Below are 17,333 nucleotides of genomic sequence, written 5' to 3' on the forward strand. Positions count from 1 at the left end.
TTTTAATCACGGCAGGCTGAAGAGGCCCGGTTTCAAGGCGCCCAGCCGGCGCCGCCACGGATCACGCGCAAGTAACGAGGCGCTGCTTCGCGCGTCCCGAAGGACGCGCGATCCGGTGATCCAACCTGTTGATTTTACGCCGGTATCTTGACCACGACCTCGGTCTGGCCACCGGCCTTGGGCTCAAAGGACGCCGATTTTGTCTTCGAACCATTGACTTCGAGCGAGATCGTCTTGGTCTTTTTGTCGCGAATGACCTGCACCTTGATCTCGGCGCCCAGCATCTTGAGTGAAGCCTGATAGCCCTCCCAATGACTGGGCAGCTTCGGCCGGAACGTGATCTGCTTGCCACGCCGTTCGATGCCCAGGATGCCTTCGACCGCGGCCCGGTAAAGCCAGCCCGCCGAGCCGGTGTACCAGGTCCAGCCGCCGCGCCCTCCCTTGTCGTCCCCGGCATAGATGTCGGCCGCCACCACATAGGGTTCGACGCGGTAATGCTCGGTCGAGGCCTCGTCGAAGGCGTGGTTGACCGGGTTCAGCATCGAGAAGCAGCGATAGGCTTCATCGGTCTGTCCCATCTCCGCCAATGCAATGACGAACCAGGTGGCGGCGTGAGTGTACTGGCCGCCATTCTCGCGCACGCCAGGCGGGTAGCTCTTGATGTAGCCGGGATCCTTGTCCGTCTTCGAGAAGGGTGGCGTGAACAGCTTTACGATCTTGAGATGATCGTCGACGAGCAGCCTCGTCGCCTGCTGCATCGCCGTGGTCGACCGCGCCGGGTCGCCCTCGCCCGAAAGCACGCTCCAGGACTGAGCAATGGAGTCGATCTTGCACTCCTGCGATGTGCGTGATCCCAAAGGCGTGCCGTCGTCAAAGCTGCCGCGCCGGTACCATTCGCCGTCCCATGCCGTGCTTTCGAGTGCCCGCTTCAGGGCTTCGGCATGCTTTGCCCAGGCCTGCGCGCGCTTGGTGTCGCCCTCGGTCTTGGCGACCGCGGCGAAGTCGCCCAGCGTCTTCAGCAGGAACCAGCCCAGCCACACGCTCTCGCCCTTGCCATGCTCGCCGACACGGTTCATGCCGTCGTTCCAGTCGCCGCCGAGGATCAACGGCAGGCCGGCTGGACTGCTGCGCTTGATGGCAAGGTCGAGCGCACGCGCGCAGTGATCGTAGAGCGACACCGTCTTCTTCGAGATTTCCGGAGTGAAGAAGGCGTCGTGCTCGCCTTCACCCAGCGCCTGTCCGTCGAGGAAGGGCAGTTGCTCCTTCAGGATTGTGGCGTCGCCGGTCACCATGAGATAGCGGGCCGTGGCGTGGGCGAGCCACACCACGTCGTCGGAGATCAGGGTGCGTACGCCGGCGCCGGTGCGCGGCAGCCACCAATGTTGCACGTCGCCTTCCGGGAACTGCCGCCGCGCGGCATTGAGGATCTGGTCGCGCGCCAGCGTCGGATCATGCGCCAGCAGGGCGAGTGTGTCCTGCAACTGGTCGCGGAAGCCGAAGGCGCCGCTTGCCTGATAGAAGGCCGAGCGGGCGCGGATGCGGCAGGCAAGGCTCTGATAGGGCAGCCAGTGATTGACCATGGCATCGAGTGCCTTGTCCGGCGTCTCGACCTGGATGGTGTCGAGGAAGGCGCGCCATTCGCGCTCATTGTCGGCCAGGCGCTGGTCGAAATCCTTGCCCCGGTGCTTCTGCACCAGCGCGCTCGCCTGCGCCGGAGACTCGGCGTCGCCGAGCAGCCAGATCAGCGTGACGTCGCCACCAGCGGGGATTTCGATGTCGCGGGCGATCGCCGCGCAAGGATCATCTCCGGCTTCGACGCGACCCGACAGGGCCGAACCGCTCAGCACTGCCTGCGGCAACTCGCTGGACCCGTGCCGGCCGAGGAACTCGGCCCGGTCAGTCGTCACCGAGTGGACACCGGTGTCGGCGGCGAGGAAGGCCACGCGCTCGCTGAAATCGAGCCCGTAGGGATTTTGCGCGAGCAGCGCGCCAGTGGCACCGTCACGGGATGGCACTATGGTTGCCGCGGTGCGCGACCGATGCCCGCCAAGAACCCATTCGGCATAGGCATAGACGCGCAGCCGGGCAGGTACCGGGCCGGAATTCTGGATGCGCAGCCGCGTGATCTTCACCGGATCGATGGGATCGACGACGTGCGTCAAGTCCATCGACAACGGTCCGCGCTTCGAGCGGAAGGTCGAGAAGCCCTGGCCGTGCCAGGCTTCGTAGGTCATCGAGGGATCGCGCACCACCGCGGCGATCGGCGAGAACGCCCTGCCGCTGGCCTGGTCGTAGATATAGATGCCCTCGCCCGGTCGGTTGGAGACCGGGTCGTTCGACCACGGCGTCAACTGGTAGTCACGGCTGTTGCGGCTCCAGGTGAAGGCCGCGCCCTCGGCCGAGGTATGGAAGCCGAACGAGGCGTTGGAGACGACATTGATCCAGGGCTGCGGCGTGGTGCGTCGGCCAGCCAGGCGCACCACATAGTGCCGCCCGTCACCGTCGAAGCCGCCGAAACCGTTCCACTGGCTGAGGCCGGAGCCATCGGCGCTGACATCGGCCACCGCCTGCGAGGCGAATGCATGCATCTGTACGGGCGCAGGAATTTCGCGCGGGCCTGGAAATCCTGCCGGCTGCAGGCCATCGCGCGCCTGCAGTGCGGCCGCCTCGGCTCGTTCGATCTGGTCGAAGATGGTGCCGTTGCGCGTATGCAGCACAACCCGGGCGACGGCGAGCAGCGTCTTGTAGGTGGTCTCCTCCATCAGGTCGCGGCGCACCGCGAAAATGTGCTGGCGGGGTCCGAGTTCCTTGCCGCGCAAGCGGCTGTTTTCGCACAGCGTCTCGACCGCGCGCTGCAGATCCTGGACATAGGACGAGGCCTGCTCGTTGACGACGACGAAGTCGATCATCATGCCACGGGTGCGCATATATTCCTGGAAGCGCAACGCCTGGGCAACGATCTCCAGATCGGCGACGTCGCCGATCCTGACCAGGAAGATCGGGTAATCGCCCGAAATGCTGGTCGGCCACAGGCTCGACTGCTTGCCCAATCCGGAAGCGATGGACTCGGCCGGCAGCCGCAGGAACGGATCGGGATAGATCAGATAGCGCGCCAGTTTCTGCACATTGGCCGCATCGGTCAGGCTGAGGCCCATATGGCGGGTCTGCACCTGGCTGCGCGTCCAGGCAAGCATGGCCTGGCGGGCAAAGCTCTCCTGATGGTCGAGCCGGTTTATGGCCTCCTCCAGCTCGGCGCGGTTGGCCCCGACGACGGTCCAGAAGGTCAGCGATATCTTCTTGTTGGCGGGCACGCGCACCTGACGGCGCAGCGAGGCGATGGGATCGAGCGTGAAGCCGGAATGGCCGCCCAGCCTGGCGCCTGGATCGAAGGCGGCGGCATCGACGATGGTGCGGCCACGGCCGATGAAGGCGCGCCTGTCGGTCTCGGCCTCGGCATCACGAGCCGGCCCCGACGGATCGGTGACGAAATGCACCAGGGCGACATCGGGCTCGCTGGTTTCGCGCTTGCGTCGCGTGGCGAAGATCGCGCCATTGTTGGCGGCGATTTCCGTTTCCACGAACATTTTCGAGAAGGCCGGATGCGCGTTGTCGGAAGCCTCCGATCCCAGAACCAGCTCGGCAAAGGACGTCACTTCGATGTGACGGTCGGATGTGCTCTCATTGTAGAGCGTTATGCGGCGGCCTTCGCCATTGCCTTCGGAAACGACGATGCATTCGACCTCCGAGCGTAGCGTGCCGGCCGATTTGACGAAGCTCGCCTTGTCATCGGAAAACAGGGTCTGCGTCTTTTCCTCGGGCGCGCGCCTTGGCTCCGCCGTTGCCGACCACCAGTCGCCGGTGCTGACGTCACGCAGGAAGATGTATGAGCCTAGACGGTCCTCGACCGGATCCGGCTGCCAGCGGGTCACTGACAGATCGCCCCAGCGGCTGTAGCCGGAGCCGGTCGCGGTCACCATGACCGAATAGCGGCCGTTCGACATCACATTGGTCGAACGCAGCGCCCGCACGGGATCGAGCACAATGCGGGTGTCAGGGCTCTCGGTTTCGGTCTCGTCCTTGGAGCGCTCGTCGGCCTCGGTGCGGACGGTGGCGGTCGGAATGTCGCGCGGCGCCCTCTCCTGCAGCAGCAGTTCGGCTGATTCGATGACTGGATCGCTGTGGAAGCGATCGCGCAGGCGACCTTCGAAAATGGCGTCGGCGACGGCGGCGATCGACATGCCCGAATGGTGGGCATAGTAATTCAGCACGACCGCGTGGTTGGTGCCTTCCGGCACGCGCTGCGGGGTGAAGTCGACCGCATCATAATAGCCATGGCGGCCAAGCGCGCCGATCTCGCGCAGCCGGGCCAGATTCTGCACCGCTTCGCGCGGGTTGAACTGCGCCGCCATGATCGTCGCGTAAGGTGCGATCACCGTGTTCTGGCCAAGGCCGCGCTTCAGCCCCAGCCCCGGCACGCCGAAATTGGTGTACTGATAGGTCAGTTCGCGGTCGCGGGCATTGTAGGCTGCTTCCGAGATCCCCCACGGCACGTTCTTCTGGCGGCCGTACTGCATCTGGCGCTTGATGATCAGCTTGCTGGTCTGGTTGAGGATCGAGCCTTGCGGTTCCTTCATCACCAGCGGCGGCATCAGGTACTCGAACATCGAGCCGGACCACGACATCAGCGCGCCCTGGAAGCCGATCTCGACGATGGGGCGGCCGAGCCTGAACCAGTGCTCGGTCGGCAGATCGCCCTTGGCGATGGCGAACAGGCTGGTCAGCCGCGCCTCGGAGGCGAGAAGGTCGTAGCAGCTTTCGTCGAGCTGATGTTCCTCGACCCGGTAGCCGATCGACAAAAGCTTGCGCTCCGGCCGCATCAGGAAGGCGAACTCCATCTCGAAGGCGAAACGACGGGTGCGCTCGCGCAAGGTGAGCAGCTTGGCACGCAGAGCCTCGACCGCGTTTTCGTCGCTGTGGGCGTCATGGACGTGCGCCTCGCAGGTGGCTTCGAGCCTTGCCGCCCAGTCGACAATGACGTCACTCTGCGGCGATGCGGCCTCGGTGTGAATGGCGGTGGCGAGCTTGCGGATTTCACCGGCCAGCACCGCCAGGTTGATGGTGCGGATCGAGGCCATTTCCGGTTGTGCCTTGATCGTGTCGACGGCGCGCCGCATGCCGTCGAGGCGATCGACGAGGCGTTGGCGCAATGGGCGCAACTGACGGCGATCGTCAGGCAATTCATCTAGGCTTTCGCTCAGGATGGTCACGGTGTCGAGAATGCCTTCGAAATCACCCTGCAGGTGGACGGAAGGGGCTTCCGCCCATTCGGCGCAGGCCGCCGCCACCGCCACCAGGTGACCGGCGAGATTGCCGCTGTCGACAGCCGAGATATAGAGCGGGTAGAGCGGCTTCAGGGTCGTGGTGTCGTACCAGTTGAAGAGATGGCCGCGGCTGCGCGGCATGCTCTCGATGGTCGTCATGGTGGCATCGATGCGGGTGATGGCATCGGACAGGCTGATCCAGCCGAAATCGCGCGCCGAGACGACCGAGAGCAGGTAGACGCCGACATTGGTCGGCGAGGTGCGGGGCGCCACGACGGGCGCGGGGCTCTCCTGGAAATTGTCCGGCGGCAGATTGTGATGTTCGGCCGTCACGAAGCTCTCGAAATAATGCCAGGTGCGCCGCGCCACGGTGCGCAGGGTGTGAATATCGGCCTGCGATATACGCAGCCGGTCCTCGGTTTCGGCGGAGCGGCTGATCCAGCTGGCGATCGCCGGCGAGCCGATCCAGAACAAGGCAAAGAAGAAGGCGACGAAGGCACCGGTGGAATCGGCCAGCACCGGAATGGCGAGGCCGACAAAGCCGATGATCACGGCGCCATACATCATGCCGTAATAGGAGCCGACGTCGTTGTCGCCCGCCTTGTGCGCCTGCGAGGCGGTGCGCCATTCCAGGAGGTTCTGCCGGCTGACGAACAGCCGGTAGAGCGTGCGCACGATGGCGTCGCCCATCATCCAGGCGTTGTGTGCCATCAGCACGATCTTCAGTGCCACCATGGCGGTGCCGAAGGCGACGTCGCGCGCCAGCGCCGAGAAATGGCCGCGCGGCGTCTGGTCGCCGCTCTTGGGCAGGATGGCGTTGACCACGTCGAAGGTCGGCGCCATGAACAGGCTGAGGATCAGCAAGGCCTGCCACTGCGCGGCCTGCGTGAAGGGCAGCAAGGTCCAGCCGGCGATGGCCGCCATCACCCAGAAGATCGGCGTCAGCGAGCGGCGCAGATTGTCGACCATCTTCCAGCGCGACAAGGCCGGAACGCCGGAACGGGGGTTGAAGATGTATCCCAAAAGTTGCCAGTCGCCGCGCGCCCAGCGATGGTGGCGCGAGGCGTCGACCGAGTAGCGGGTCGGGTAGTCCTCGACCAGTTCGACGTCGGTGACGAGTGCGGCGCGCGCCAGAGCGCCTTCGAGCAGATCGTGGCTGAGGATGGTGTTTTCCTCGATGCGGCCCTGCAAGGCGGCCTCGAAGGCATCGACATGATAGAGGCCCTTGCCGGTGAAGGACCCGTCGCTGAAGACGTCCTGATAGAGGTCCGAAACAGCGAAGACGTAAGGATCAAGGCCGCGATTGGCCGAGAACACGCGCTGGAAGAACGAGGCTTCGTCGCCGCTGGTGAGTGAAGCGGTGATACGCGGCTGCAGGATGGTGTAGCCGGCGGTTACGACACGCCTGGTGGCGTCGAAATGCGGGCGGTTGAGCGGATGGCAAAGCTTGCCGACAAGGCTCGATACGGCATCGCGGGTGGTGCGGGTATCGGCGTCGAGCGTCATCACATGGACGACTTTTTCCGGCAGCGGCACTTCGAGCGGCAGGAAGGTGGTATCGCTGTCGCCGCGCAGCAAGAGGTCGAGCTCGTGCAGCTTGCCGCGCTTGCGTTCCCAGCCCATCCAGCACCCTTGAGCCGCATTGTAGAGCCGGCGGCGGTGCAGGATATAGAAGCGCGGGGCGCCTTCGGAGGGATAGCGTGCGTTGAGGCGAGCGATTTCGGCGCGGGCGAAGTCGAGAATCTCAGTGTCCGCCGCATCGATCTCGATCTTGCTGTCGGGCCAATCCGAAAGCAGCGCGAAATGGATCTCGTCCGCCAGATTGGCAAGATAGTGCACTTCGATGTTGCGGATGTTTTCCTCGACATCGTCACGCGAGCCGATCAGCGACGGCACGACCACCAGGGTGCGCGCCTCGGGCGGCACGCCGTGCCTGTAGTCGTAACCGATCAGGCGAGTCGGCTTGAGGAACAGCGAGACCACGGTGTTGAAGAAAGCGAGCGCGCCTTCGCTGGCCGGCACGGCAAACAGAGCCAGCATCAGCACGATCGACGGCACCGACAGGCCGAGATTGGAAAGGGCGTTGCCGGACAGGACGAGCAGCAGGGCGGTCAGCGCGAAGACGGGGAGCACGATGCCAAGCCAGCCCGTCTTGGCGAAGGTCCGCTTGACCGTCTGGCTGACCGTAGGCCGGTACTCGATCGCCTTTTCCAGCTCCAGCCGGCGCGGGCCAACGAGATAGAAACCGACGTCGGTATGAGCGGATGCTGCCTGGGCATCCACCCCTTCAACGCCCTCCGCGACGGTTTCACCGGCGGCGTGACCGGCCAGTTCGATGGCTTTTTCGGCGACACGGTACTCCGACAGGTTCGAGCGGCGTGCCAGTTCCTCGATCGCGGTGCGGTACTGATCGCGCGAGAAGAAGTCGAGCGCGGCGAAATCGGTGCGCTCGCGCAGCACGGTATCGATGCGGCTGACGCCTTCGAACCACACCGTCCAGTCGACGTCGTTGATGAGGCGCAGACCGCGCACGATGTTGCCGGTGGTCACATTGCCGCTGGACAGCGTCTGGTGCTCGGAAATGATGATTTCCTCTGCATCCGAGCCGGTCTTTTCGAGTTCGCCTTCCAGCCACTCCAGCGCCTTGCCGGCGTTCTGCGATCCGTCACGCAGGCGATAGAGAAGCTGAGTGGCGAAGGTGGTGTCCTGCGCATGCGCGCTGAAGTTGGCGAGAATTGCCTGCCGATCCGGATTGTCGTCGGTCGCAAGCACCTTGTCGGCCACGTCGTTGGCGATCTGGCGCATCTGACGGGTGCGGTTGACCCTGACCGCCAGGCGGCGGAGGTTCTCGATCAGCACGAAGCGCAGCAGTGACGGCAGGGCCCAGAGTTCGCCGATCTTCAGCGGCTCGACCGACTGAAAACCCTGGACGATGGACTTGAACATGGTCGCCGAGACGGAACTGTCCGAATGCGCGACATAGGTCCAGGCCAGCGCCAATGCGCGCGGCACGGTGCCGCCGTCGGGCAGTTTCAACGTCGGCAATTGCCGGTAGAAGCGGCGCGGCAGGTCGCGTTTGACCTGGAAAATGGTTTCCTCGATCAGGTAGTTGTTGTCGAGCAGCCATTGCGCGGCCGGCGTGATGGTTTCGCCCCTCGCCTGCGCGGCGTTGGTCGACCGGTAGACTTCGAGGATCTTCTTGGCGCTGTCACGGATGCGGGCCTGGAAGTCGAATGGTATCAGTCCGAACAGGTCCGTCAGATCGCCCTTGGCCAGGCTTTCGCCGAGCAGCCGGAGCCGTTCCTCCGGCAGGAATGTCGATCTTATCGGCTCTTCCGTGATGGCTGGGAAGCTCGCGCTTGTCTTCTCGATCTGGGCTGGGTTCGTCTGAATATTCATTGAAAATTCCGTAAGCGGGCACTCAGCGGCATCACCGCCACGGCAATGGCCCTAAAACCGGTTCAAATGCAATCGGTTGCATCAACCCCTATGCCGAAAGTTTGTTTCCGCACCACGACAGGGCGTCACCTTTCGAGCAAACTCAAAGACGAGCGCCCCTCGCTCCCGTCAAGACCGATCGACGGGGAGGATTCGGGCTTTTTCGTGATGCCACCGCCAGCTTACGCTATATTTCGCCGGCGTCGCGATCATGTTTGGAAACAGGCGGTAACCGTTGGCGCCAAACGCGTCAGGCGGCAGCGATTATCCGGATCACGAAAAGGATCGCATCCGGTGCGGGCTGAACCCGCAAGACAGAGGCATCAGGTCCGAGCAGCAGGGCGTCGAGCGGCCCGAGACGAATGGGCGCGGCGCCGGGGAAAATGGCATGGCCCCTGTGACAAAGGATGAGGGTGGGACCGGCCTCGGTCGCAATTTCCACGGGCGTCGAAATCGCCAGACGCTCGACCTGATGCAACATGTGGCCGCGGCGGGTCATGACGTTGAGATCGGTGATCGGGCCGGCGATCAGCGCGGCACGCGTCGGCTGGTCGGCCGGAAAGGAAAATGGCTGGGAAGCCGCTGTCATCCGCTCCGGCGGACGGCCCGCGACATCAAGCACGATCCCCTCGCCTTCCAGCACCGACAGGGTGCGGTCGATGCCGGCAAAACTGGAGAACGGCCCGCTGCCTTCGACCCGGGCCATCGAGACGCGCCAGTCGAAATCGTCGAGCCCGGCGCCATCGGGCGAGACGGCGATCTCGGTCGTCGTGCCGCCGCCGTTCTTCCACGGCATGACGGGGTAATCGGCGGCGCGCAGGATGCGCATCACGTCAGCCGCTACCCGAGAATGCCGGGCAGGTTGAGCTGGTGCTCCTTGGCGCATTCGATGGCGATGTCATAGCCGGCGTCGGCGTGGCGCATGACGCCGGTCGCCGGGTCGTTCCACAGAACGCGCTCCAGACGTCTTGCCGCGTCAGGCGTGCCGTCGGCGACGATGACCATGCCGGCATGCTGGGAGAAGCCCATGCCGACGCCGCCGCCATGGTGCAGCGACACCCAGGTGGCGCCCGAAGCTGTGTTGAGCAGCGCGTTGAGCAGCGGCCAGTCGGAGACCGCGTCGGAACCGTCCTTCATCGATTCCGTCTCGCGATTTGGCGAAGCGACCGAACCCGAATCGAGGTGATCGCGGCCGATGACGACGGGCGCCTTGAGCTCGCCCTTGGCCACCATCTCGTTGAAGGCAAGACCCAGCCTGTGCCGGTCGCCGAGACCGACCCAGCAGATGCGCGCCGGCAGGCCCTGGAAGGAAATGCGCTCGCGCGCCATGTCGAGCCAATTGTGCAGATGGGTGTTGCCGGGAGTAAGTTCGCGTACCTTGGCGTCGGTCTTGTAGATATCCTCCGGATCGCCGGAGAGTGCAGCCCAACGGAACGGGCCGATACCGCGGCAAAAGAGCGGACGGATGTAGGCCGGCACGAAACCGGGGAAGGCAAAGGCGTTCTCGAAACCTTCGTCCTTGGCGACCTGACGGATGTTGTTGCCGTAGTCGAGCGTCGGCACGCCGGCGTTCCAGAACGCCACCATCGCCTCGACATGCTCGCGCATGGAGGCGCGGGCCGCCTTCTCGACCGCCTTGGGGTCGCTGACACGCTTTTCGCGCCACTCGGCCATCGTCCAGCCCTTCGGCAGATAGCCATTGATGGGGTCGTGCGCCGAGGTCTGGTCGGTGACCATATCAGGGCGGATGCCGCGCTTGAACATTTCGGGCACGATCTCGGCGGCGTTGCCAAGCAGGCCGACGGACTTCGCCTCGCCGGCCTTAGTCCAGCGCTCGATCATTTCCATGGCCTCGTCGAGCGTCTCGGCCTTCTCGTCGACATAGCGGGTGCGCAGGCGGAAATCGATCGAATCGGGATTGCATTCGATTGCCAGACAGCAGGCGCCGGCCATGACGGCAGCCAATGGCTGGGCGCCGCCCATGCCGCCAAGGCCGCCGGTCAGGATCCATTTCCCCTTGAGATTGCCGCCATAATGCTGGCGGCCGGCCTCGACGAAGGTTTCGTAGGTGCCCTGCACGATGCCTTGCGTGCCGATATAGATCCAGGAGCCGGCCGTCATCTGGCCGTACATCATCAGGCCCTTCTTATCGAGCTCGTTGAATTTCTCCCAGGTCGCCCAGTGCGGTACCAGGTTGGAGTTGGCGATCAGCACGCGCGGCGCGTCCGGGTGGGTGCGAAACACACCGACCGGCTTGCCGGACTGCACCAGCAGCGTCTCGTCCTGGCCAAGCGTCTTCAGCGACGCAACGATTTGATCGAAATCGTTCCAGGTGCGCGCCGCCCGGCCGATGCCGCCATAGACGACCAGTTCGTTGGGATTCTCGGCGACATCAGGGTCGAGATTGTTCATCAGCATGCGCAGCGGCGCCTCGGTCGTCCAATACCGGGCGTTGAGCTTGTCACCGCGCGGCGCGCGCACTTCGCGGATATTGTGGCGAGGGTTGTTCATCATTGTCCCTTTCGGATGAGGCGGCGCGTCAGCGCCCGGCCCAGTCAATGGCGGTTTGGAGAATCTGCGTCAGCGTGGCACGGATCGGCGCGGCGAACGCCGCATCGTAGGGTACCGGCCAATTGTCCGGCGTGCCCTTCCCTTCGGGCTCGCGCATATAGCCGCGGTTGGAGAGTTCCATCTGCAGCGCATGCACGCCCTGAAGAGGCTGACTGAAATGGCGCGTGATCCACCCGCCCTTGAAGCGGCCGTTGACGACAAAGGTTTCGCCGGTTTCGGCCATGATCTGGCTGACCGTCGCCTGCAGCATCGGATCGGCGCTCTTGCCGTCATTCGTGCCGAGATTGAACACCGGCAGTCTGCCCTGGAACAGCCGTGGCAGCACCGAGCGGATCGAATGGCAGTCGTAGAGGACAATCTTGCCATGCAAGGCGCGCAACCTGTCGATCTCGGCCCGCAAGGCGGCGTGATAGGGTGCAAAGAACTTCTCGCGGCGCTCGTCGATCTCAGACGGGCCCGGCTCTTCGCCGTCGCGATAGAGCGGATCGCCGTCGAAGGTTTCGGTCGGGCATAGGCCGGTGGTTGCCTGACCGGGGTAGAGCGAGGCGCCGGAAGGATCGCGGTTGACGTCGATGACGGTGCGCGAGATCGCGGTGTGCACGACCGTGGCGCCGAGACCGGCGGCGAAATCATAGAGATTGTCGATCCACCAGTCGCAATCGCGACGACCGAGCCATGGCGACACCAGCCGGTTTTCGAGGCCGGCGAGGTCGATGCCGGTGTGTGGGATCGACACAAGCAGCGGTGCCGTGCCTTGTTTTATTGTCAGCCAGGAAGGTGTCATCGCGCAATCCCCGGCAGCGCCACCGCGCCTGCCGCCTCCACGGCCGCGCCGCTGCGCACCATGGCGATCGCCTTTTCCATGTCGGGGTGGAAGTGCCGGTCATTGTCGAGATGCGGCACCTCGGCGCGAACCAGCTTGCGCACGGCTTCGAGCGCTGCGCTCGAGGCCAGCGGCTGATGGAAATCGCAGCCTTGGGCGGCGGCCAGCAATTCGATTCCGATCACCGCAGTCGCATTCTCGACCATGCCGATCAGCCGGCGCGCGCCATGCGCGGCCATCGAGACGTGGTCTTCCTGATTGGCCGAGGTCGGGATGGAATCGACGCTTGCGGGATAGGCTTTCTGCTTGTTTTCCGAAACGAGTGCCGCCGCCGTCACCTGCGGGATCATGAAGCCGGAGTTGAGGCCGGGCTTGGGCGTCAGGAAGGCGGGCATGCCCGACAGCGCGGGGTCGACCAGCATGGCGATGCGGCGTTCCGACAGCGAGCCGATCTCGCAGACGGCCAGCGCGATCATGTCGGCGGCGAAAGCGACCGGCTCGGCGTGGAAATTGCCACCGGAGAGTGCCGTGTCGTCCTCGGCGAAGATCAGCGGATTGTCGGTGACGCCATTGGCCTCGGTTTCGAGCGTATCGGCGGCCTTGCGCAGGACATCGATCGCCGCGCCCATGACTTGCGGCTGGCAACGCAAGCAATAGGGATCCTGCACACGCTCGTCGCCGACCCGGTGCGACTCGCGGATGGCGCTGCCGGCCATCAAATTGCGTAGCGCATCCGCGGTCTCGATCTGGCCGCGATGCTTTCTCAACAGATGAATGCGAGGATCGAAGGGTGCGTCGGAACCCTTTGCCGCGTCGGTCGAGAGCGCGCCGGCGACAAGCGCCGACTGGTAGAGCACTTCGGCCTCGAACAGAGCGGCCAGCGCATAGGCCGTCGAAAACTGCGTGCCATTGAGCAGCGCCAGACCTTCCTTGGCGCCCAATGTCACGGGCTCCAGCCCGTGCGAGACGAAGGCGACCTTGGCCGGAAAACGGCCATGCGGGGTAAAGCATTCGCCGACACCGATCATCACCGCCGTCATGTGCGACAGCGGGGCAAGGTCGCCGGAGGCGCCGACCGAGCCTTGCGCCGGCACCACCGGGATGACGTCGTTGACGAGCATCGCTTCAAGCAACTCGATGGTTTGCGAGCGCACGCCGGACGCACCCTGCGCGAGGCTTGCAAGTTTCAGCGCCATCATCAGCCGGGCAACGGCGACTGGCATCGGCTCGCCGACGCCCGCGGCATGCGACAGAACGATGTTGCGCTGCAGGGTCTCGAGATCTTCGGCCGGGATGCGCACACTGGCCAGCTTGCCGAAGCCGGTGTTGATGCCATAGACCGGCTCGCCCTTGGCAACGATCCTGGCAACGGCCTCGGCGCTTGCCTTGATCTTTGGCCGGCAGGCGTCGTCCAGTTTGGGCACGGCGCCACGGTAGATGGCGCGCCAGTCGGCCAGCGTGGCATTGCCGGGCTTCAAGGTCAGTTCGGTCATTGTCCTCTCCAGATGCGTGCATGCAGCGGGTTGAAGCCCATGCGGTAGACGAGTTCGGCGGGGCGCTCGATGTCCCAGATCGCCAGGTCGGCGGATTTTCCGGCTTCCAGCGTGCCGGCCTCGTCGAGCAGGCCCAGCGCACGCGCGGCCTCGCGGGTGACGCCGGCAAGGCATTCGTCGACCGTCATGCCGAACAGGGTCGCCGCCATGTTCATGGTCAGAAGCAACGAGGTCAGCGGTGAGGTGCCGGGATTGTTGTCGGTGGCGACCGCCATTTTCACGCCGTGCTGGCGGAAGAGGCTAATCGGCGGCTTCTTGGTCTCGCGGATGAAGTAATAGGCGCCGGGCAGGATCGTCGCCACGGTCCCCGCCTTGGCCATCGCCATGGCGCCCGCCTCGTCGGTGTATTCGAGATGGTCGGCCGAAAGCGCACCATAGCGGGCGGCAAGTTCAGCGCCGTGCAGGTTGGACAACTGGTCGGCGTGGAGTTTGACGGGCAAGCCAGCCGCCTTGGCGACATCGAAGACCCGCGCTATCTGCTCGGGCGAAAAGGCAATGCCTTCACAGAACCCGTCGACGGCATCGGCCAAGCCTTCTGCGGCGACGCCGGGAAGAATCGTTTCGGCGACGAGATCGATGAAAGCGTCCTTGTCGCCCTTGGCTTCGGGCGGCAGCGCATGGGCTGCGAGACATGTGGTGCGGACCGTCACCGGGCGTTCATTGCCCAGCTGTCGCGCAGCGCGCAGCGATTTCTTCTCGTTTTCGAGATCGAGTCCATAGCCCGACTTTATTTCTACGGTGGTGACGCCTTCCGCCATCAGCGCATCGAGGCGCGGCAGCGTCTGGGCGACCAGGTCGCTCTCGCTGGCGGCACGCAAGGATTTGACCGACGAGACGATGCCGCCGCCTGCCCTGGCGACTTCCTCATAGGAGGCGCCGGCCAGCCGCATCTCGAATTCGTTGGCACGGTTGCCGGCATGGACGAGATGGGTGTGGCAGTCGATCAGGCCGGGTGTGATCCAGCGGTCTTCGCAATCGATGATCTCGCCTTGGGCAAGCCCCGAGGGCATCTCGGATTCCGGACCGGCATAGACAATGCGGCCATCACGCGCGGCCAGCGCACCATGCTCGACGATACCAAGATCGGCAGAATTCTCGGCCATGGTCGCCAGGCGCGCATTGCGCCACAGGCGAAGCCCCCCTGCCCGGCTTTTGCTCTCTACAGCCATCATCTTTTCCGTTTCAATCGGTGGCGATTATGTATATACATATTGAAACGCACTGCAAGTGCCATCATCGCATGCGAGACCGGGAAGTGGAGAGAAAGTGACCTATATCTTTGCGGAACAGGCGCTTCTCCCCAATGGCTGGAACGACAATGTGCGTATCACTTTCGCCAACGGGCGCATTACCGCCGTGGAGCCGGGGGGCACCGCGTCGGCAGGTGACGAGCGCCATGCCATTCTCCTGCCGGGCATGCCCAATCTGCACAGCCACGCGTTCCAGCGCGGCATGGCCGGGCTTGCCGAGTTGCGCGGCCCCTCCGCCGACAGTTTCTGGAGCTGGCGCGAGGTGATGTACCGCTTCGCGTTGTCGATGACTCCAGACCAGGTCGAGGCGGTGGCGGCGCAGCTCTATGTCGAAATGCTGGAGGCCGGGTTTTCCCGTGTCGGCGAGTTTCACTATCTCCATCATGACCGCGACGGAAAACCTTACGCCAACCCTGCCGAGATGGCCGAGCGCATCGCTGCCGCGGCCGGCGAAACGGGTATCGGCCTGACGCTGCTGCCGGTGTTTTACGCGCATTCCTCCTTCGGTGGTGCCGCGCCAAACGAGGGCCAGAGGCGATTCGTCAACGAAGTGGACGAGTTCGCCCGGCTTGTTGAGAAAAGCCGCGAATCGGTTCGCGCGTTGAATCAAGCTGTCGTCGGCGTCGCCCCGCACAGTCTACGCGCCGCGACGCCAGACGAACTCACGGCGGTTGCCGCCATGGCGCCAGACGGGCCGATCCACATCCATGTCGCCGAGCAGGTCAGGGAAGTCGAGGACTGCCTGGCCTGGTCCGGCGCGCGTCCGGTCGAATTTCTGCTTGGGGCTGCCGATGTCGATCAGCGCTGGTGCCTGATCCACGCCACCCATATGACGGACGCCGAAACCATCGGCATGGCCAAAAGCGGCGCCATCGCCGGCCTTTGCCCGATCACCGAGGCCAATCTCGGCGACGGAACCTTTGCCGCGCCGTTGTTCAGGGAACATGGTGGCCGCTTCGGTGTCGGCTCCGATTCCAACGTGCTGATCGGCCTGCCCGACGAATTGCGCCAGCTCGAATATTCGCAGCGCCTCGCGCATCGCGCCCGCAATGTGCTTGCGGTAGCCGGCGGCTCGACGGGCCGCGCGCTGTTCGACGCAGCGATCGAAGGCGGCAGCGTCGCGCTTGGCGCCGGCGCATCGCAAATCGCGCCTGGTTCATCCGCCGATCTCGTCTCGCTCGACGCCCGCAATCCCTCGCTGGCGGGCAAGACGGGCGATGCGATCCTGGATGCGTGGATCTTCGCCAATGGCGGCAAAGTGGATTGCGTCTGGGTGCACGGGCAAAAGCAGGTCAGCGGCGGCAGGCATGCGAAGCGCGAGGAGATCGCCGAGCGGTTCCGCCAGGTGATGACCGCGCTTTCCCGAAGCTGAAGGCAAGCCGATGAGCCTTGTCGTGACAGAGGATATCGAGAGCGGCGAGAACATCTCGCTGCATCAGCGCATCCTGTCGGACATCAGGGAGAAGATCCTGTCGGGCGCATGGCCGCCAGGCCATCGCATTCCGTTCGAGCATGAACTGACCGCCGAGTATGATTGCTCACGCATGACGGTGAACAAGGCGCTGTCGCAACTCGCCAAGGCAGGGCTGATCGAGCGGCGCCGCCGCTCGGGCAGTTTCGTGCGCCAGCCGCAATCGCAAGCGGCGGTGCTGGAACTGCACGACATCAGGATCGAGGTCGAGGCGCTGGGCCTTCCCTATCGCTACGAGCGGCTGGAACGCGTGCAGCGGCGCAGCAATGCCGGAGACAGGGCGCTGCTTGGGCTCTCGGCCGCCGGCTCGGTCCTGGGGCTTGAAGGGCTGCATTTTGCCGGCGAACGGCCTTTCGCTCTCGAGCAGCGGCTGATCAACCTGTCAGCGGTGGCCGAGGCAGCGGACGAGGCGTTCCTCGAAATCGCGGCGGGGCCGTGGCTGATCGGCCGCGTGCCCTGGAGCGAAGCCGAGCACCGCATCCGCGCCATGGCCGCCGACGATACGATCGCCGATTCACTCGACATCGATACCGGCGCGCCGTGCCTGGTGGTCGAGCGGCGAACATGGAGCGCCGAGCATCCAGTGACGCATGTGCGCTTCATCTATCCGGCGGAAAGCCACACGCTGGTGGCAAGGTTCACGCCGTCGCAGGGGTGAGTGCGCCCTCGCTTTCGTCATCCTAGGGCGAAGCAAGGAACGAAGTGACGCGCGCAGACCCTAGGATCCATGCCGTGACGCTAAAGCTTTGCAATGTTTACAGAATTCTGCACCGCCGCGTTCCTCGACAAAGGTCACGGCATGGATCCTCGGGTCAAGCCCGAGGATGACGAACATCGGTGGGCTGGAGGGACAGCGCCTCCCTCTGCCCTGCCGGGCATCTCCCCCACGAGGGGGAGATCGGCAGC

8 protein-coding genes are annotated in these 17,333 nt (G+C 64.5%); 2 read left to right on the plus strand and 6 right to left on the minus strand.

Going from position 1 to position 17,333, the window contains the following annotated elements; translation table 11 throughout:
- Positions 1-134 precede the first annotated feature (134 nt).
- From EN851_RS08375 to hutI, 6 genes are all read right to left on the minus strand, one after another.
- On the minus strand, positions 135-8,720 hold the full coding sequence (locus EN851_RS08375) for a glucoamylase family protein (protein WP_135928969.1): 8,586 nt from the start codon (positions 8,718-8,720) through the stop codon (positions 135-137).
- 289 nt (positions 8,721-9,009) lie between these two features.
- A complete protein-coding gene (locus tag EN851_RS08380; protein ID WP_135928970.1) occupies positions 9,010-9,588 on the minus strand; it encodes a HutD family protein in 579 nt (192 codons plus the stop codon).
- Positions 9,589-9,599: 11 nt separating this feature from the next.
- Positions 9,600-11,270 (minus strand): urocanate hydratase, encoded by a 1,671-nt coding sequence (gene hutU, locus EN851_RS08385; protein ID WP_135883659.1) that lies wholly within the window; start codon positions 11,268-11,270, stop codon positions 9,600-9,602.
- 28 nt (positions 11,271-11,298) lie between these two features.
- Positions 11,299-12,114 carry an N-formylglutamate deformylase gene (hutG, locus tag EN851_RS08390; RefSeq protein ID WP_135928971.1) on the minus strand — a complete coding sequence of 272 codons (816 nt, stop codon included), beginning with the start codon at positions 12,112-12,114 and terminating at the stop codon, positions 11,299-11,301.
- Positions 12,111-13,646 carry a histidine ammonia-lyase gene (gene hutH / locus EN851_RS08395; RefSeq protein ID WP_135928972.1) on the minus strand — a complete coding sequence of 512 codons (1,536 nt, stop codon included), beginning with the start codon at positions 13,644-13,646 and terminating at the stop codon, positions 12,111-12,113. The genes hutG and hutH overlap by 4 nt, the downstream gene beginning before the upstream one ends.
- Positions 13,643-14,875, minus strand: a complete 1,233-nt coding sequence (gene hutI / locus EN851_RS08400; protein WP_135928973.1) for an imidazolonepropionase — start codon at positions 14,873-14,875, stop codon at positions 13,643-13,645. Before hutI ends, hutH begins: the two co-directional genes overlap by 4 nt.
- A gap of 97 nt (positions 14,876-14,972) precedes the next feature.
- Here hutI and EN851_RS08405 point away from each other — a divergent pair, with 97 nt between their 5' ends.
- Positions 14,973-16,328, plus strand: a complete 1,356-nt coding sequence (locus EN851_RS08405; RefSeq protein ID WP_135928974.1) for a formimidoylglutamate deiminase — start codon at positions 14,973-14,975, stop codon at positions 16,326-16,328.
- Positions 16,329-16,338: 10 nt separating this feature from the next.
- Positions 16,339-17,085 (plus strand): histidine utilization repressor, encoded by a 747-nt coding sequence (hutC, locus tag EN851_RS08410; protein WP_127869668.1) that lies wholly within the window; start codon positions 16,339-16,341, stop codon positions 17,083-17,085.
- Positions 17,086-17,333: the final 248 nt, after the last annotated feature.

The organism is Mesorhizobium sp. M8A.F.Ca.ET.208.01.1.1, from assembly GCF_004791315.1.
GTDB lineage: Bacteria > Pseudomonadota > Alphaproteobacteria > Rhizobiales > Rhizobiaceae > Mesorhizobium.